This window comes from Legionella longbeachae (assembly GCF_004283175.1).
Taxonomy (GTDB): domain Bacteria; phylum Pseudomonadota; class Gammaproteobacteria; order Legionellales; family Legionellaceae; genus Legionella; species Legionella longbeachae.
This window is the reverse complement of record NZ_RXNW01000001.1, coordinates 324405-343674: the sequence shown is the minus strand read 5'-3', so window position 1 is coordinate 343674 and position 19270 is coordinate 324405. Positions and strand designations below refer to the sequence as shown.

Sequence of the window (19270 nt, the reverse complement as noted above, 5' to 3'; positions counted from 1 at the left end):
TAAGTGAATGGGCGTGTAATTTCCCTGTTACAATTTACCCCTGACTCTTACCAAGGAGATATGACTGATAGTTCTCTCCCACAATTTGTTTTAAGTGTTCCTGATTATCAATACCTATCTGATGAACCAAGGTTAGCGTATGTTTTATATGAGCCGCCTTAGCTTTGGTTGCTTTAAAGGAAACAACGCTATCCAACTCTTGAAATTGTAAGCTCTTTTCCAATAAAGTCTTTTTACTCACACCTTTAACATGTTTGCTTTCAGATTCTTGATTCGATATATATTCTTTTTTCTTCACCAAACATCGCATCACTTTATAATAAGTATTGATTTGTTTGTAAGTAAGACTCATTTCGATTGAATTATTAATATGATACATATCCATGGGGGCGTTTCTTAAAAGCATGGGCTGATGAATTTTAGCCAGTTCAGAGTTTTCTTTATAGGTCATATTATCAGCTTTTGTAAATAACTTATTGAAGGCAAAATAAGTAATCGGACGAAAAAAATAAGTGTAAGGAACTAAAAAATAATAATAAATAATGGATCTCGCTAGGGCATTGATTAAATTGTAGGATGTTTTTCGTTTGGAATTATCGTAATCTGCAGCAACATATCTAAACTCGGTATCTGCAAACCCAGCATAATTGAGACAATGGTCACAAAAAGCATTAGGTCCCTGTTTGTTTTTAGGTGGCGTCACCAGCAAAATTTCCCACTCTTTTTTCCAGAGTCCAAATGCTGAAACCGGATCATCACCTTGTTTTTGGATCACTACTTTTGGCTTTTCGTCTAATTCATCCCAATAATCATGCTCATTTTTAAATAAAGGTTCATAAAGACCAGGCGGATTTAACGCATCAATTCTTGATAATGTGTAATTTCCGTTATCGATAGCAAGCAATAAACTTAATGCTCCTCCAAGACTTACTCCACATACATGAATGGTATTTTCCTGCTGATTTAGCCATTTATGTATCTTTTCTCTACCCATTTGATACAAGGAAGAACCTACTGATTCAACTCCCTTCGCATCGGTTCTTATTTGAGTTAAAAAACCTTGCCCTGCAGGATAAGTTGTGCCCATAAAAATTAAATGAGATTCTGCATTATTGTGAAAGAGAGGCTTCAAGCCATAAGCAAAAACTCGGTCATGGTCGTATATAAATAAACTACGTAAACCTGATGTTGCAGTGAGCTCAATTGGAGTCACCTGATACTCAACTAATTCCCAATACCCTGAGATATACTGAGGAATTTTAAAGGATTCATAAGGAGTTAAATCACCATAGGGAAGCATGCACAAACAGTTACTCAAATAAAGTTGAACCTGCTCATGTTGCACTGAATTCAAATCTTTACCATATAACTGCTTAAAGAGTTCCAAAAAACCTTGTTGCATGGCAAAACGTACTTCCTTTAATAAGTTGGAATTACGCTGTACAAAAAAGGAATAAAAAACGGATGGTGTCAAAAATTGAGTCCAGGATTCTGTCCACCCCATTGTAAAAAAACGCAGTATATTACGCGCCAAAATTGCGTCCTGGTGAGGGGATTCTACTCCATCTATATCTTCAAACTCCATTTGTTCAAAAAACTTTAGGTCAAGACCTCCTTTAAAAACAGTTCCAGTAAGCAAAATAAACCTCCGTGTTCATTTTGTTAATAATATTAGGCTCATTCATTATCAAAGATAAAACTCTAGGCTCATGTTCTTATCAAAGAGAACTTAAAGCAATAAATAATATTTTTCCAAGACTTTCTGTGCTGCACTCGAAATTTATTGTTTCCTAGGCATATTTGCCGATACGATAGCTTGAATAACTTTTTTCCACTATCGACTTTAATTGTTCATTATCAGAACCTAACTTTTGCACAAAAGACAAAGTATGTTGCATGTGCGCAGCTTTAGCCTTAGTTACCTTAAAAGAAATAACTACATCTGCATATTTTGGATTTTGGCTGTTTTCCAGTAATGCTTTTTTGGTTATTCCTTTTACATGCTTGCTCTCCTTTTCTTCACATGGAATAAAATTCTTGTTTTTCAAGGTTCGCATTAGCTGGTAATAAGTATGTATTTGCTGATAAGTAAAATCAACCTCTACCGCATTATCTTCATTATAGATATCCAGACTTGGATTTCTTGGTAGTGATGGATCATGTAACTCTGCAAGACCTTTTTCTACATACTGATTCTTAGTAGTGGATTCTTTTGAGTCCTTTTTCATAAAGGTTAGTGTGGAACAAATGAGACTGCTTGCTAATAAACCGCCAGCAACTCCTAAAAAAACGATTCCTGGTATAATTCCAGCAATCGTAAGACCTGCAGCGATACAAAATGTCGCTATGTGCGCTGACAATAGCCAGTTATGTGACACCAGGTTAATTAAAGGACGCACTAAATAAGTATAAGGTGTAAGAAAACAATAATAAATCAGACCTCTACCAAGAGAATAAAGCCAAAAGTTACGTGCCAAACGTTTGGAGTTATCTTGTTCTGCTTTGATGTACTCAAATTGAGTATCTGCAAAACCAGCATAATTAAGAAAATGATCGCAAAAACTAATAGGACCACGTTTATCTTGAGGCGGAATCACATGGAAAATGTCCCAATCTGTTTTCCAAATCCCAAAAGCAGAAACGGGATCATCCCCCTGTTTTTGTACTACTACCCTGGGTTTATCATTAAGGCTATCCCAATTGTCATATCGACTTTTAGACCAAGCATCATGAAGTCCTGCAGGATTTAATGCGTCAACTCTCGATAATTTATAATTCCCTTGATCGATAGCAAGTAATAAACTTAGCGATCCCCCTAAGCTCACGCCACACACATGAATACTATTTTCTTGCCGGGATAACCACTCTTGAATTCTTGCTCGACCTGTTCGATATAAAGATTTACCTACCGTTTCAAAACCTTTGGAATCAGTATTAATTTGCGGCACAAAACCTTGACCAGCAGGATAAGTAGTGCCCATGAAAATTAAATGAGATTCAGCTCTTTTTTGAAAAAGAGGTTCTAAACCATATGCAAAAACACGATCTTTGTCCTGTATGAAAAAGCGTCGCCAACCGGATGCTTCTGTTAACTCAATAGGGGTAATTTGATATTCAACCATCTCCCATTTCCCTTCAATGTGCTGAGGAATTTTAATTGATTCATAGGGAGTTAAATCACCGTAAGGCAACAAGGTTAAACAATTACTTAGATAAAGTTGAACTTGTTCTTTTTGTTCTTCAGTAAGTTCTTTTTCTTTTAGTTGCTCAAAAATTTCAAAAAAGCCTTGCTGAAAAGCAAGGCGTAATTCCCTTAATAACTCATGATCCCGTTTTACAAAAACAGCATGGAGTACAGTTGGGGTCAAAAATTGAGTCCACGAATCAGTCCATCCCATCATCAAAAAGCGCGCTGCATTTCGAGCTATAATAGGTGCCTGTTTTGAAAGCGCCACACCTTCGGTGGGTTCAAATTCACGTTTTGCAAAAAAATTAAGATCCAACCCACCTTGAAAATCAGCTTTTACAGACACGCTTATCTCCGACAATAAATTAACCTAACCGCGCCCGACTTAAAAAAGAATACTTTTTTTAAATCGAACGTCAAATCACAGTTTTTCTTGTTGTAACGAAGTCACAACAGCTGGACGATCACCCACAACGTTCATAAACCGTTCTAAATATTTATAGGCTGAAAGATCCATTTTAAAATAATGGGCCCATCTTAAAACGACATATAAATAAGCATCAGGTAAAGTGAAGTGCTCCCCCATTAAGTATGGACCTTTGGCCAGATGTTCATTAATGAAGTTCAATCTTGCCATGACTAGAGACATAAACAAACTTTTTGTTTCTTCCTGTAAATTAGGATGAAAAAACATACCTACCGTTTTATGTAATTCTGTTGCAATATAATTGACCCATTCAAGGGTATGATAACGCATGAGATCACCTACAGGGGCTAAAAGCTTTTGACCAGGTGTGGTATCTGCCAAGTATTGCAGAATAATTTGATTTTCAGTAAGGACATCACCATTATCTAAACGAAGCGCAGGAACAGCACCTTTAGGATTTATCTCTAAATAATTTTCCTCTGTTTTTGTTCTTTTTGCTTTTAAATCAACTTCTTCCTCCTGAAAAGTACGCCCTAACTCATTAAGAACAATGCGCACTGCTAATGAACATGCGGATTTAGTATAATACAGCTTCATTTTTCAACTCCTTATGACAAACGTTATAATCAATATAAATGTGCTCACACCAAAAAAGCTAAAAGTTATACTTTTTTGCTACTTGAAGATCACGCTCTACTTCTTCAATTAAACTCATAGTAGCCGATTTTCGGGTGAAAAATGAATCCCAAAAATATCTTTTCCGTAAAGCAGTAAGTATGAATTCATTATCTTGTTTCCAGGTTTGGATACTTTGCAGTAATTCAGAAAGAGACAATTGTCTCTGTGAGCCTACTATATTCAAATACAATTCCTTTAAACGCAAAAACTTATCCTGGGTCGATTGAGAATTTGTTTCAAGCAATAACATGCGTTCCATGCGTTGGTATAATTTAGTAATTATTTTTGTCTTGGTTAGTCCTAATTCAGAAAAAGTAATGGGAGGAGCAGGTAAAACATAAAATGGAATATTTTCACTGGGTTTACCATAATCTAATACAGTGCTATAAGGTAAACCAATAAAAAAAGATGAAGATACCATAGAGGTGACTGGTGCATGCTGTGTTGCCTCTACCAAGGCTATTGCTGAATGTCTGCACGTATTTCCAACGTGTAGTTCATTGACATTTTCTTTGATCTTATTTTTTGATTGAGGAGGAAAAATTAAATCAGTGCTAAGCTCCAGGGTAATCTCATTGCCGTTTGTGGCCATAGGCTTATAACAAAAGAACTTATTTTTATCCGTTTGTAACGATTCTAATATTTGTATAAATTCCAAATATTGGTCATACGTAATATCATAAGCTTGATACGTTATAGGGGTTGATCCTTTAGCATTTCGTGTAATACCTTCATCCCCTAGCTTAGCTTTATTCTTATAAAAAAGCGCATTACACAGAAATTTTATCGCTAAAGCGTAATTTGGCTCTTTATCGTCATTATCACCAAATTTTCCGACACGGCATAATAAATGTCTGGCTCTATTCTGGTCATAAATGCCCAACATTATAAATGAATGAACGCCCTTTTTATTGATTGAAATAAAAAATTTATCCGTTTTAGAATTAATTATAATTGACATAATTGAGCATATTTAGCCTTAAACGAGCAAATTCTAGCAAAAATACAAATAAAAAACCACATTATGTATTTATTTAATACACTCTGTAGTAACAATTGATTACAAATTTGCTCGTGATTTATCATTCATACAATAAGCATCAATCACCAATACAATTTAATTCAGGATAAGTTTTCAAGATAATTTTATATAAATTGACATTCGCCTGCTTAATTGCATCACCCAATTTAGAATCAGGATCTCCCTCTCCCCCTTTGCTATTTAAAGCGACAACCGTAGTCACATTATTACAAGGCTGCCAAGTATAGGTGAACCTAAACCCCAAGGTACTGCCTTCATAGAACCAAAAACGTTGCTTAAGTCCTTTATCGTAATAAGAAGCCACACCCAAACCAAACCCCAGCGGATCATTTTCTGTTACTTCAGGAACTGTTTTCCCAGTTTTCATAGAAACAACGGACTCTAATTCAGCCAAAGAGCTTTCTCTATAAATTGGATTAATTAAGGTTCCATGATAAAGCAATTGCACCCAATGCAGTACATCTTCAGTATTGCCTACTATAGCTCCAGCTGCACCAGCCCAAGACAAGTCATTTCCAATTGTATCAATCAGTTTATCCTTTTCTTCATCGTAATAATAACCATGGACCCTTAGATCCTTAATTGCTTTTGTAACCGCTTGTCCATCCGGGCCTGCTGGGTAAAACATATTATTTAACCCATTTTCTTTATTAATAATTCGTAGCTTTAGTTGGTTTGCAAAGGTATCTTGAGTGACTTTTTCTATAACCAATGCGGCCAAAATGTAATTAGAATTAGAGTATTCAAATTGATTTTCTTTTTTAGCGACAAGTGGCTTTTCAGGATGTGCATAAGCAAGTAATTCTTCATCAGTCCAAACTGTATCTAAATGAGCCTCCATTTTTTTCGAAAACTCTTTATCTTCAGAATAATTTGGAATGCCACTAGTCATGTTTAATAATTGACGTAAAGTTACATCCTTCCAATTTGGGTATTGCGGCAACCATTTACCTAATTTATCGTCCAAAGTTAATTTATTTTCTGTTTGCAATTGCAATAATAGTAACGAGGTAAATGATTTAGTAATACTGCCAATGTCAAACAAATTGTTTGGAGTAATTGGCTGGGATAAAGGAGGATAACCAATAGTACCATGTACTACAGTTTGAATTTCTTGCTTGTTATTTGTCCGATTTTGAGGAATCAATACTGAGGCGGCAATCGCTGTAAATTTTTCCTTTTCATGATACTTCTCATAATAATCATTGATTTCCTTTTGAAACTGCTGATTAAAATTATTTGACGTATTAGGGGTAGCAGAGAACACTGGTGAAATATAAAAAGCAAAACATGAGGTTAACGCTAAACCAAATTGAGGTAATTTTAATTTCATAACTGGGCACCCGATCTTATTTTCAGTTGTTCTAACGCATAGGCAAGGCGAGTTAATACTTTTTCTTTACCCAATAGCATCAAGGTCATATCAATTGGTGGCGACATACCCGAACCAGTTACTGCTACTCGTAAGGGTTGAGCAATTTTCCCCATATTGATATCAAATTGTGCACTGATATCATTAATACATTCTTGCAAATGCTCCTTTTCCCATAACTCTACTGCATTTAAGCGTTCATAAAGCGCAGTTAATGGCTCTAAAACAACAGGCCTCAAATGTTTTTTCACCGCGGCTTCGTCATATTCAATTGAATCAGTATAGAAATACGTACTCATTTGGCATATTTCAGCTAAAGTTTTACATCGCTCAGCCTGGATAGGCACTAAATCAGTTAATGATGGCCCCTTATCTAGTTTAATTCCTTCTTTTTCGAAATGCCAATGTAACGCTTCAGCCACATCCTCTACCGGATCATTCTTTTGATAATGTTGATTAAGCCAATATAATTTTTCGTAGTTAAAACTTGAAACCCCTCGACTCACATTCTTCAAATCAAAAGAGGCTATCATCTCATCGATACTAAAAATCTCCTGATCCCCATGTGACCAACCTAAACGCACCAGGTAATTTAACAATGCATGCGGTAAAATACCTAATTCTTTAAACTGCAATACACCCACTGCGCCGTGGCGTTTGGACAAACGCTTGCCATCTTCCCCTAAAATCATTGGCAAATGGGCAAATACAGGGATAGGTGCATTTAATGCTTGAAATAAATTGATTTGTCTTGGTGTATTGTTAATATGATCATCGCCTCGAATTACATGGGTGATATTCATATCTAAATCATCGATCACCACCGCAAAATTATAGGTAGGATGCCCATCGGAACGTATCAATATTAAATCATCCAGTTCACTATTCGCAACGTGTATTTCACCATAAACCTGATCGTGGAAAGATACGGTACCTTGATCTGGATTTTTAAAGCGAATGACAAATGGAGCATCAGAAGCAGGTAAGTTTTTATTGCGACAATGGCCATCATAACGAGGTTTTTCTTTGGCTGCTATTTGAGACTCTCGCAAAGCTTCCAGGCGTTCTTTACTGCATTCACACCGGTATGCCTTACCTTCATTTAATAACTGTTGTACCACATGATTGTATCTGTCATAGCGTTTCGTTTGGTAAAAAGGTCCTTCATCATAATCCATACCTAACCAAGCCATACCATCTAAAATGGCGCGGACAGACTCTTGAGTGGAACGTTCCTGGTCGGTATCCTCGATGCGCAAAATAAACTCACCTCGATGACGTTTTGCATAAAGCCATGAAAATAAAGCCGTTCTCACTCCACCTACATGTAAATATCCAGTTGGACTAGGTGCAAATCGGGTTCTAACAGTCATAATCACTTCCACATTGTAAGGAATAAAATAATCGGGCTATAATAACTGACTTTATAGTCTGGGTGAAAGGGGAAGATTCGTTTTTTCCCAATGCGCTTAAATATAATATCCCAACCATCTGGTGAATCATCTTGAAAAGCATTGGTATAAAGTATCAACTACGAATTACTACTTTAATTCCTGTTTTTCTCGTCGCCCTACTCCTTGCCATTTTTTATAATGGGTTGTTTGGTAATGACTTAAAACAACACATGTCTCGCCTTGGTGAAGCATATATCCGGCAATTACTTCCGGCTGCCCAGTATGCTATGCTGCGTGGGGACGATCGAACCTTACAAGGCCTAATCAATGCCTCTACAATCAACCCCGAAGTTAAAGCACTTGCTTTTTATAGTAGCGACGGTCAACTCCTTGCTTATCGTGGTGGCAAACATTCGCTTAACAAACCATTTACTGCACCTAAATTCACCGGGGATTACATCAAAAGTAAACAAATTAACCCCTTTACTATTAATTTTATCGCGCCGGTTACGATTCCAAAATTCAATTTGTATTCCAATTCTTCTTTTAAAAATATTTTAAGTCCCATGGCATCCCGTGCTGATGACATTCTTGGGTGGTTGTCTCTTGATATTGATACTCGTTCAATGATAATCAAACGTTATCAGATGCTTATTGTCACTATTTTCATTACTTTATTTGGGTTATTAGTAGGATTAACCATTCACTACTTTCTCTCCAAACAAATTTATTTACCTATTTCTCGTTTACGACGAAGCATGAAACAAATTTTGCGTAACGAGTTTGAAACAGAAATAAAAACAACAAGCTCTGGTGAATTAGGCATAATTGAACAGGGATGTTCCCATTTGCAAAAAAAACACCTTGAAACGATACGTGATCTAAACCACCACATTGAGGTAGCCACGGCTGATTTACAACAAAGTTTGGAACTCTTGGAAGAAAAAAATATTGAACTCTCCCTCGAAAAGAAAAAAATTGAAGAAAAAAGTCGGCAAAAATCTGAGTTCATAGCCAATATGAGCCATGAAATTCGTACGCCGATGAATGGAGTTATTGGTTTTACTAACGTTTTGCTTGAAAGTAAACTCGATCCATTACAACTGGATTATGTAAAAACAATTAAATCATCAGCACAAGACTTATTAGGGATTATCAATGATATTCTCGATTTCTCAAAAATTGATGCAGGAAAACTTCATCTCGATTGTATTCCGTTAAATATTCGCCATTGTATTGATGAAGTACTCGCTCTTGCAGCACCTAATGCCCATAAGAAGGGAATCGACTTAATTCCTATAACAGAACTAAACGTACCTAAAATTGTTTTAGGGGATCCCTTCAGGGTGAAACAATTCATTAGCAACCTGGTAACTAATGCTGTTAAATTTACCGATCATGGATATGTATTAATCCGTACCAATGTGGAGCAGGAAACGGAAAAAGATTACACTTTATGCATTACAATTACTGATACAGGCCTAGGTATTTCTCCTGAAGACCAAAGCAAATTATTTACAGCCTTCAATCAAGCAGATACAAGTATTACCCGTCGTTATGGGGGCTCCGGACTTGGCTTGGTAATTTGCAAAAAACTCTGCGAGGAAATGAAAGGCCGTATTACTTTCGCCAGCGAACTCAACAAAGGTTCTGTATTTACCGCTTATATCAAGGTTGAAAAATTGGTTGCTTATGAAGTTGAAAGAAATCAAGTGCATCCTTTTGCGCATTTCAAAATGCTTTGTTTTGACGATAACCCAATGCAATTGGAAGCCCTGTGTAATGGCTTAGGATATTGGGGAATAAAATGTATCGCTGTAAGTTCACTCAATCAACTCGCGAAAGAGCTGAAAGACAATAAAGACTGCCAAATCGCATTTCTTAATATCAATAAAGGCTACGAACAGCAAATTACCAAGCTAATAGCCGAACATAATTATTTTCCCTATGTATTAATCTCTAAATGGCTTATCAATGATTATGCAGCACTTGGAGCACAGGGATTTTTATATAAACCCATTAGCATCCAAAAACTCCAAGATATTATTGAGTCATTAACAAATCAGGAAAATATTGAAAAGTCGGTTAACCATGAATTAGAAGGTTTAAGGGAACAATTACGTTTCTTACATCCTGATCTTCTTATAGCTGAAGATAATCCAGTAAATAAAATGCTTCTTGATTCTTTATTAGGGACTCGTTCCAACATTACATCCGTTGATAATGGCGAAATAGCCGTATCGGTGTGTAATGAAAAGAAATTCAGTCTCATCTTGCTTGATTTGCGTATGCCTAAAATAAATGGCTTGGAAGCTGCTCGACTTATCCGCCAAAAATCAGAGTTTAATCGTCATACACCAATAGTATTGATTAGTGCAAATGGTAGAGATGTTAATGATATTGATTTAAAGAAAGCTGGTGTAAATTTTTGTTTGCAAAAGCCTATAGACGAAAAACAATTATTAATTCAAATTTTACGTATTGCAGATAAAGCAAAACACTCAGCAATAGATTGGCAACTATGTATTCAAAAAGCCTCAGGAAATCAATCACTTGCTGAAGAGTTTCTTGCTCGGTTTGTAGAAGAATTGCTTAAAAATCGTGAAGAGTTTATCCAATTAATGCATGAAAAAAATGTGAAGCAACTGGGCGAAGTGGCGCATAAACTTCATGGAGCATGTTGTTTTAGTGGTGTTCCCACGTTACAAAAAAAAGTAGTTCAGGTTGAAAAACTTGCTGCGCATGCTGCTTCAATCGAAGAGTTAGCTATGCCTTTCGCAGAATTAATTCAAAGCATCGATGCGGTGATTAGTGAATACGAAAATCAAAAAATAAAAACTTAGCGTAATACATATGCGCATCTCAAATGAACAAGGAGATAAAATGACTATAAAAAATGCGATATATGCTCAATCAGGAGGTGTCACGGCGGTCATTAATGCCTCCGCTTGTGCAGTTATCCAAACAGCTAAACTCTATCCTCAACACATAGGAAAGGTCTATGCTGCCAAAAATGGAATCATCGGGGCATTAAATGAAGAGCTTATTGACACATCACTGGAAAGTGACGCAGATATAGCTAAGTTATTACAAACCCCTTCCGGTGCTTTTGGTTCTTGCCGTTACAAACTAAAAAATGACGGGGCTGAATATGAGCGACTCATTGAAGTATTTAAAGCACATAATATAGGTTATTTTTTCTATAACGGGGGTGGTGACTCCCAGGATACTGCCTATAAAGTATCACAATTGGGTGCCAATATGGGTTATCCCATCACCTGTATTGGCATACCAAAAACTGTAGATAATGATCTTCCTTTTACAGATGCATGTCCAGGTTTTGGTTCCGTAGCGAAATATGTTGCCGTATCTACTCGAGAGGCAGGGTTCGACGTTGCCTCTATGGCTGCCTCATCAACAAAAGTTTTTATTCTCGAAGTCATGGGACGACATGCAGGATGGATTGCAGCAGCAAGTGGTTTAGCCAGCCAAAATCCTGAAGAGCCACCCCATATTATTTTGTTACCTGAAGTCGCCTTTGAGCCAGCAAGGTTTTTGAGCAAAGTAGATGAATGCGTCAAAACTTATGGATATTGCGTTGTTGTTGTTTCAGAAGGAATTCGAAATACAGAAGGTAAGTTTTTAAGTGATGCAGGATTAAAAGATGCCTTTGGACATGCCCAATTAGGAGGCGTTGCCCCAGTTCTTGCTCAACTCATTAAAACCGAGCTTAATTATAAATACCACTGGGCAGTTGCTGATTATCTACAACGAGCAGCGCGACATATTGCATCTAAAGTTGATTTGGAACAGGCCTATGCCCTAGGCAAAGCCGCCGTAGAATTTGCCGTTAAAGGCTACAATGCTGTTATGCCCATTATCGTACGCGAACAAGATGAACCCTATCAATGGTCTATTGGTCATGCAGCCTTGGCAGATGTTGCCAATCAAGAGAAAGCTTTACCTAAAGAATACATTGCTGCTGATGGAATGGGAATCACAGAAGCATGCAAACGCTATTTGTCGCCATTGATTCAAGGCGAAGCTTATCCTGATTATGTAAATGGACTTCCTGATTATGTTCGTTTAAAAAATAAATTAGTACCCAAAGTACTTCAAGGCAAATAGTTAACTTATAGGAGCGAGCATAACCGAGTATTATTTATACTCATCTTCGGTTATGCTTCACCCGTTTACTCTAGGTTATTCCAAAAATATTTATATTTAACTTAAACATAAATCAAAACAATAAATGTAAATATAATACATATTTAAAGGATTTCTGCTAAACTTAGCATAACGTAAAAAGATCAAATAGGACTTTATCTTTTTCTACCAGGATAAGGTTAGTTGTATCGTTGTATGACCTATTTGTGATCGATTTATATATTTATGGATGTAATTAATTAGGGAGCTAACAATGAAGCAAAAAGGTTTTACTTTAATTGAGTTGATGATAGTAGTGGCAATCATTGGTGTTCTCGCCGCAATAGCTATTCCGGCCTATCAGGATTATGTAGTAAGAGCTCGCGTTACGGAAGGATTAAGCCTTGCCTCCGCAGCAAAAACTACAGTTTCTGAAAACGCATCAAGCGGTGCTGCCCAATTAAGTCAAGGCTGGGTCGCACCTGCACAGACACCTATCGTTAACAATATCGCTGTAGACAATGGGACTGGCGTAATTACAATAACTTACACTGCGTTAGCGCAGGGTATTACACTTACTTTAACGCCTCGATCTGGCGGTAATGCTTTACAGGCCGGCGCTCCGCCAACCGATGCAATTACGTGGACTTGTACAGTTAATAATCCTGCTACAAATAATCGATATGTCCCTGCGAATTGCCGTTCTTAATCTACCTATATCTTAAAAGCCCGGTTCTAGTGGCTTTTAAGATATAATATCAATCGAACAATAATAAATGTTGAGTTAAATATGTCGCGTAAAAACCGTATTGAAGAATTATTACATCAGGAGTTAACACCTGTTTATTTAAATGTAGAGGATGAGTCAGGTAATCATCATGTGCCTGAAGGCGCACAAACCCATTTTAAAGTGACCGTTGTATCCTTTCATTTCAATGACTTATCGCGAATTGCTCGACATAGGTTATTAAATAAGTTGCTTTACAAAGAATTTGAACTTGGATTACATGCGTTAAGCATGCATTTGTTTACTCCTGATGAATGGGAAAAAAGAAACAAAACTGTTACGCAATCTCCAGCATGTAAGGGCGGATTTAAAAAGGACGAGTCGTGACCTCGCCAAGATAGTGAATCATTACTGGTTCGTCATTTTCGAAAAAAGCGGAAATCCATTTTTATTGGAACATTGTGTCTTATCAAAATGGGTCCCCGCTTTCGCGAGGACGACGACAAATCCCAAGTCAATGGCAGTACCCCTCAGCCAGAACGGAATCAAGCAAACACAGGATCTAATAAAATCCTTATCCGGTACCCACAAAAAAATTTTTTAGAATAGTTAATTTTCTTAAAAATGAATAAAGATGCATGGGCAGGATAAAAAAATGTAACATCAATCAATAACTTCCTATATAATGTATAGCATTTTAACAAATAGAATTAATTAATGAACAATTGGTCTTCTGAAAAAATATCTGTCCTTGCTTTGGTCTTATTGATTACTGGTGCAATTGATAGCATCAGAAACTTGCCAGGAACAGCTTTATTCGGTTCTTCATTAATTTTTTTCTTTATTTTTTCGGCAATTGTATTCCTAATCCCGGTTGCATTAGTTTCAGCTGAATTATCATCAACCTGGTCTGATGAAGAAGGAGGAATTTACAGTTGGGTAAAACATGCCTACGGTGAAAATCTCGCTTTTTTTACCATTTGGTTACAATGGATTAATACTTTAGTCTGGTATCCAACCATTTTATCCTTCATTGCAGGGGTACTCGCTTATTTAATTAACCCCGAACTTGCGCAAAATAAATACTATTTGATTTCCGTTATTCTCATTATCTTTTGGTCGCTCACGTTTATTGCTTTATCGGGTTTACGCGCTTCAGCGAATTTTGCAGGTCTTTGCGCCATTTTAGGAATGATTATTCCTATGGGATTTATTATTTTTCTTGCAGCCGTCTGGGTCATTAAAGGCAATCCCATAGCAATTAATTTAAGTCTGACTCATTTACTGCCCCAATGGAGTGACAGTCAATCATGGGTATCACTCACTGCAATTATGACTTCATTTCTAGGTATGGAGCTTGCAGCAGTTCACGTTCGTAATGTGGATAACCCGCAGAAAAACTTTCCTCGAGCGATGTTTTTTTCTGTATTATTGATTTTAACCACAATGATATTTGGCTCTCTAGCAATTGCTTTTGTACTTCCTAAAGAAAAAATAAGCCTTATTGATGGCGTATTACAAGCCTTTAATAATTTTTTACATGCTTATAACTTAACCTGGTTACTCCCTATTCTTATAGTGCTTTTGTTATTAGGCAGTTTAGGAAGTATGATTAATTGGATTATTTCACCTGCCAAAGGCTTGCTTATGGCAGCCAACCACAATTTCTTGCCTAATTTTTTGTGTCAACTAAATAAGCGTGGTGTTGCCTCAAGAATTTTAATTATTCAAGCCATCCTGGTAACCCTTCTTTGTAGTGGGTTTTTATTATTTCCAACCGTGAATGCTATTTATTGGTTGTTTACAGCATTAAGTACAGAGCTTTATATTATGATGTATGTCTTGATGTTTATCGCTGCATGGAGATTAAAAAGTAAATTTGCGCATATTGAAAGGCCTTTTGCGATACCCGGAAAAAAAATCGGCTATTATTTAACGTGTATTTTAGGATTATGCGGCTGCACCATGACTTTAATAGTAGGATTCATTCCCCCAGTTGAATTTATGAATTTTGGCAGCGCATCACATTTTAGATTTGTCTTTTCGATGGGAATTGTATTGATGATGATTCCTGCATTTTTATTGTTTTGGCGTAAAAAATACATCACCAAGCAATAATCCATTTTTATAAGTGCAAGAGTATCACAAACTAGGGTCTGTTGACATTTCACCAGCCCTCTACGTGCCGCGGCTTGTCCGCGGCATCTAGTGGATCTAAATCATTGGCAAATTTCTTTATATAGATCGCGCCAATCAGGATTAAGTCCCTCGATTAAATTTATTTTCCATTGTCTTGAATTGTATCTCTTACTTCGTCACTATCGTAGCCTTTGTCAGCAACAGTGTGGCCCGCCGTAGGTAATTTTTCGATAAATTCTGGTGCCACTTTACAGTCGTGCACTTCACCACCTGTTATTTCAAAATCAATAGGTAAGCCATAGGCATCAACAGCCATATGAATTTTTGTTGTATTGCCGCCTCTAGATTTTCCTATAGCTTGATTTTCATTAGAAGCTGCTCCTGCACTGTGTTGATGCGCTTTTACCATACCGCCGTCAATAAACTCCCAATCAAGATCTGGCTCTTGAGAAAGTGATTTGAATATCGCCATCAATTTACCTTTTGATGACCATCGATTAAATTTTTGATAGATTGAATTCCAGCATCCAAATTCTGCTGGCAGGTCGCGCCAAGGGCAATCAACTCGCATGCGATACAACATTGCCTCCATTATCATGCGAAGATTTGGCTTGTCATAAATACGATGCTGTAGCATGAGCTCCCTTAGCTTTGACCAATACTCATCATTGAGCATAAGTCTAAGCATTGCAAACTCGTTTTATACTTGCTGTGAGAACCGTTATATTATGAGTTTGCTCTCATTAATCAATGAATTAGATAGTGCAGATTTAAATTTGACCATCTACTAGATGCCGCGGACAAGCCGCGGCACGTAGGGGCTGGTGAAATGTCAACAGACCCTAGTGAAATAATTTTTCATGGCGAGGGTGAAACAAAGTAATTATCACCCAGCCCTCCGCGCATTAAATTCCACCAAAGTTTTTAAATCATTGAATGCAGGTTAGAATATATGAGTTAACGTCCTTAATGCTTTGTTTCTAATTTATCTTTTTCTTCCAGGGGGATAACTCGAGCTTCATGCTCCAACATGACAGGAATATCATCATGAATAGGAAAAGCCAGCCGATCAAATTTACAGATTAGTTCTTGTTTTTTTAATAATAATTTTCCTTTACATAAAGGGCAAACTAATAGTTCCAATAATTTTTTATCCATGAAAGACTCCTAGGTGACTTTATTTCGGATGTATACAGGTTGGGCCGAAGCTGCTGAAACAGGTTTTAATGCAGAAAATTGAGCCAATTGAATCATAGCGGCGGCAGAAGGATATATAAGCAATTTTTCACGGACAAGAGATTTAGTCTTGGAAGTAAAATCTTCCCAATATAAATCAATTCCTACTCCAGCAAGAATTACAGATTGCTCTGCAAGTATATTTATTTCATGTACTGAATTGACCCTTTCCTCTGCGACCCATTGATTCTTAGTAAAATAAGCCCAATACATTTCATGCATGCGCGCGTCTAATACAGTTAATACAGGTAGATGCAACTCCTGCATTTGTTGACGAGCTGACCACGCTATAGCGGCTAAATTACTTACGGGAATTAATCCCAAATCATGAGCATAAGCTAATCCTTTGGCAATACTACAGGCAATGCGCAAGCCAGTGAAACTTCCTGGCCCACGTCCAAATACAATGCCATCAAGCTCCTTCATTTGCAAACCAGCACTTACCATTAATTTATCAATCATAGGTAAAATAAATTGTGCATGTGTTTTAGGGTTACTTTGTTCCTCACAAAGTAACTCATTTCCAGTCAGCAACGCTATACTGGCTATTTCAGTCGAGGTATCAATCGCTAATAGCTTCATTGGTCAACTCTAATTCTCTAATGAATTGAAGTACTCTTTGTTCATCCCGGGTTTTTGGTAATTGGGGTAAACTTGCCAATATTCGCCTGCCATACTCCCTACCAGTAAGTCGTGGATCAGCGATCATCAATACCCCTTTATCCGTGTTATCCCGAATTAAACGCCCCACTCCTTGTTTTAAAGCAATCACTGCACTTGGTAAAGATAACTCATCAAAACCAGATAATCCTTTTTCCTTCAAATAGCTCATTTTACCACGAATTACAGGATCCACGGGGCTAGAAAAAGGTATTTTATCAATGATAACGCAAGATAATGCCTCTCCTTTTACATCAACTCCCTCCCAGAATGTTGAAGTTCCCAACAAAACAGCATTCCCTAATTGCCTAAAGCGTTCTAATAAAATAGGTTTTGCCTCAGTTCCCTGGATAAGTAACGGATAATTCAAATTGCTGGATATAATTTGAGCAACTTGTTTTAAAGATTTGTGACTGGTAAATAAAAAAAAGCTACGTCCGCCTAAGGCTTCGATAAGTGGAATGGCTCGTTTTATTAATAATTCATTATAAGTAATATTCTTAGGATCGGGTAATCCTCTTGGAAAATATAACAATGCTTGTTGTTGGTAATCAAAGGGGCTTGGCAATACTAAAGTCTGGACCCCATCTAGACCTAAGGGCTTGCAAAAGCAATCAAAAGAATCTGCCATTGTTAAGGTTGCGGAAGTAAATACATAAGTGCACGATTGCCTTTTTAGTAATTCGCTAAATGATTTAGCAACATCATAGGGGGTAGCATGAAAAACTAAAGTATGTTTAAAGCGCTCCAGCCACCTAATTTTATCGTTAGTTTCTTCAGTGAAAATCAATAAAATCCTGGCAAAATCGACTAATCGCTCTTTGCAACGTGCAACACCAGGAAACTCAGAAAGTGAGATCTTATTGAAACACTCCAATAATTCATCTTTCAATGCCAACCAACGAGACCAAATATCTAAAAACGTTTTATTTCGCTTTATCTCTTCCCAACTTACTCGTTCCTCTGCAGGTAAGCTTATTAATAATTCATCCATTAACTTATCTGCTTTGTGGCTCAAAACTTTCAAGGGTTGGTTTGCAAGATCCAAGACAGGCCATTCTTTGATAAGATCATCGAGTAAATCACGAAATTGCCGCGTACCAATTCGCTCTCCATTAAAATGGGTCGCTATTTCAGCAAGTTGATGTGCCTCATCAAAAATAACGACATCAACTCCTGGTAATAATTCACCGAATCCCTCTTCTTTTAAACGTGAATCAGCAAAAAAAAGGTGATGATTAATCACTACTACATCAGCCTCAAGCGCCCTCTTCCGGGCCTTAACCAAAAAACATGTTTCATGATGAGGGCATTCAACACCCAAGCAATTATCCACTGTTGAAGTTACATAAGGCCAAACTGGAGAATCCTCACTAAGCTCGGGTAGTTCAGAGCGATCTCCATTTTTCATTTGGGAAAGTTTGCTTCGGACATGAGCTACTTCATGGGCACACTGTGGGGTTTGAAATTGCCCTTCTTCAGAATATAACGCAACACGATATTCACAGATGTAATTGGCTCTACCTTTTAGATTTTGAACGCGTACTGATAATCCTAATGCTCTAACCAGGGTCGGTAAATCTTTTTGATAAAGTTGATCTTGTAAGGTTTTAGTGGCAGTAGAAATGAGAGTTTTCTTTCCACTTAATAAGCTAGGTAGCAAGTAAGCGAACGTTTTACCTGTCCCAGTTCCTGCTTCCGCTACCAGAATAGATTTTTCTTCTATTGCTGCAGCAATCGCCACAGCCAAATCAGATTGTGGTGCACGGGCTATAAACCCAGGTATTGCTGTAGAAAGCCGACCTTTTTCACCTAAAGCTCGCTTACATGATTGGATAAGTGAAGTTATTTCTACCACTCTTCTTGTAGATGTTGGAGTTTATCCTTAACCTCTTCCCAATCTTTAGCATCTGCAGGTGCATCTTTTTTAGATGTAATATTAGGCCAGTTTTTAGAAAGCTTGGCATTTAACTCCTTGAACTGCTGCTGTTCGGGGGTTAAGTCATCTTCGGAAACAATCGCATTCACTGGGCATTCCGGTTCACATAATGCACAATCAATACATTCCTCGGGATGAATAACCAAAAAATTAGGGCCTTCATAAAAGCAGTCAACAGGACAAACTTCAACGCAATCAGTGTACTTACATTTAATACAACTTTCTGTTACTACAAAAGTCATGACAAACCTTTTTTAGCTGGTAATAGTAGATATTAAAGCATAAAACAAGCTATTTAAGTAGTATTTTTCTCTGTAATTGGC

Annotated in this window: 15 protein-coding genes and 1 pseudogene; 5 read left to right on the top strand and 11 right to left on the bottom strand. The window is 37.2% G+C overall.

Features of this window, described 5'->3' with window-relative positions; genetic code table 11:
* Nucleotides 1-34: 34 nt before the first annotated feature.
* From EKG34_RS01380 to gltX, 6 genes are all read right to left on the bottom strand, one after another.
* Nucleotides 35-1639 carry a hypothetical protein gene (locus EKG34_RS01380; RefSeq protein WP_003632043.1) on the bottom strand — a complete coding sequence of 535 codons (1605 nt, stop codon included), beginning with the start codon at nt 1637-1639 and terminating at the stop codon, nt 35-37.
* A 151-nt stretch (nt 1640-1790) separates the two neighbouring features.
* Nucleotides 1791-3533: a hypothetical protein gene (locus EKG34_RS01375; protein WP_003632044.1), complete on the bottom strand. Its 1743-nt coding sequence runs from the start codon at nt 3531-3533 to the stop codon at nt 1791-1793.
* A gap of 75 nt (nt 3534-3608) precedes the next feature.
* Nucleotides 3609-4211: a glutathione transferase GstA gene (gene gstA / locus EKG34_RS01370; RefSeq protein ID WP_003632045.1), complete on the bottom strand. Its 603-nt coding sequence runs from the start codon at nt 4209-4211 to the stop codon at nt 3609-3611.
* Nucleotides 4212-4269: 58 nt separating this feature from the next.
* Complete coding sequence (locus EKG34_RS01365; RefSeq protein WP_003632046.1) at nt 4270-5253, bottom strand: hypothetical protein; 984 nt, start codon at nt 5251-5253, stop codon at nt 4270-4272.
* A gap of 139 nt (nt 5254-5392) precedes the next feature.
* Complete coding sequence (locus EKG34_RS01360; protein WP_003632048.1) at nt 5393-6667, bottom strand: serine hydrolase domain-containing protein; 1275 nt, start codon at nt 6665-6667, stop codon at nt 5393-5395.
* A complete protein-coding gene (gene gltX, locus EKG34_RS01355; RefSeq protein WP_003632050.1) occupies nt 6664-8079 on the bottom strand; it encodes a glutamate--tRNA ligase in 1416 nt (471 codons plus the stop codon). The genes EKG34_RS01360 and gltX overlap by 4 nt, the downstream gene beginning before the upstream one ends.
* A 128-nt stretch (nt 8080-8207) precedes the next feature.
* Between gltX and letS the strand changes: the two genes are divergently transcribed.
* From letS to EKG34_RS01330, 5 genes are all read left to right on the top strand, one after another.
* A complete protein-coding gene (gene letS / locus EKG34_RS01350; protein ID WP_085956275.1) occupies nt 8208-10943 on the top strand; it encodes a two-component system sensor histidine kinase LetS in 2736 nt (911 codons plus the stop codon).
* Nucleotides 10944-10983: 40 nt separating this feature from the next.
* On the top strand, nt 10984-12228 hold the full coding sequence (locus EKG34_RS01345; protein ID WP_003632052.1) for a 6-phosphofructokinase: 1245 nt from the start codon (nt 10984-10986) through the stop codon (nt 12226-12228).
* A gap of 292 nt (nt 12229-12520) precedes the next feature.
* Nucleotides 12521-12955 (top strand): pilin, encoded by a 435-nt coding sequence (locus EKG34_RS01340; protein ID WP_003632053.1) that lies wholly within the window; start codon nt 12521-12523, stop codon nt 12953-12955.
* Nucleotides 12956-13036: 81 nt separating this feature from the next.
* Entirely contained in the window at nt 13037-13360 is a 324-nt protein-coding gene (locus EKG34_RS01335) for a BolA family protein (RefSeq protein ID WP_003632054.1), read from the top strand.
* A gap of 330 nt (nt 13361-13690) precedes the next feature.
* Complete coding sequence (locus tag EKG34_RS01330) at nt 13691-15091, top strand: APC family permease (RefSeq protein ID WP_003632056.1); 1401 nt, start codon at nt 13691-13693, stop codon at nt 15089-15091.
* Between the two features lie 172 nt (nt 15092-15263).
* Here the strand turns inward: EKG34_RS01330 and EKG34_RS01320 are convergent.
* From EKG34_RS01320 to fdxA, 5 genes and pseudogenes are all read right to left on the bottom strand, one after another.
* Nucleotides 15264-15800 (bottom strand): annotated as a pseudogene (locus EKG34_RS01320) (IS5 family transposase); the annotation flags it as partial.
* A 278-nt stretch (nt 15801-16078) separates the two neighbouring features.
* Nucleotides 16079-16270 carry a Trm112 family protein gene (locus tag EKG34_RS01315; RefSeq protein WP_012979013.1) on the bottom strand — a complete coding sequence of 64 codons (192 nt, stop codon included), beginning with the start codon at nt 16268-16270 and terminating at the stop codon, nt 16079-16081.
* A gap of 9 nt (nt 16271-16279) precedes the next feature.
* Nucleotides 16280-16930: a tRNA (adenosine(37)-N6)-threonylcarbamoyltransferase complex dimerization subunit type 1 TsaB gene (gene tsaB / locus EKG34_RS01310; RefSeq protein ID WP_003632058.1), complete on the bottom strand. Its 651-nt coding sequence runs from the start codon at nt 16928-16930 to the stop codon at nt 16280-16282.
* Nucleotides 16911-18866 (bottom strand): DNA repair helicase YoaA, encoded by a 1956-nt coding sequence (gene yoaA, locus EKG34_RS01305; protein WP_003632059.1) that lies wholly within the window; start codon nt 18864-18866, stop codon nt 16911-16913. The genes tsaB and yoaA overlap by 20 nt, the downstream gene beginning before the upstream one ends.
* The gene (fdxA, locus tag EKG34_RS01300; RefSeq protein WP_003632060.1) at nt 18860-19189 is read right to left on the bottom strand and encodes a ferredoxin FdxA; all 330 of its coding nucleotides are present in this window, start codon (nt 19187-19189) and stop codon (nt 18860-18862) included. The genes yoaA and fdxA overlap by 7 nt, the downstream gene beginning before the upstream one ends.
* Nucleotides 19190-19270: the final 81 nt, after the last annotated feature.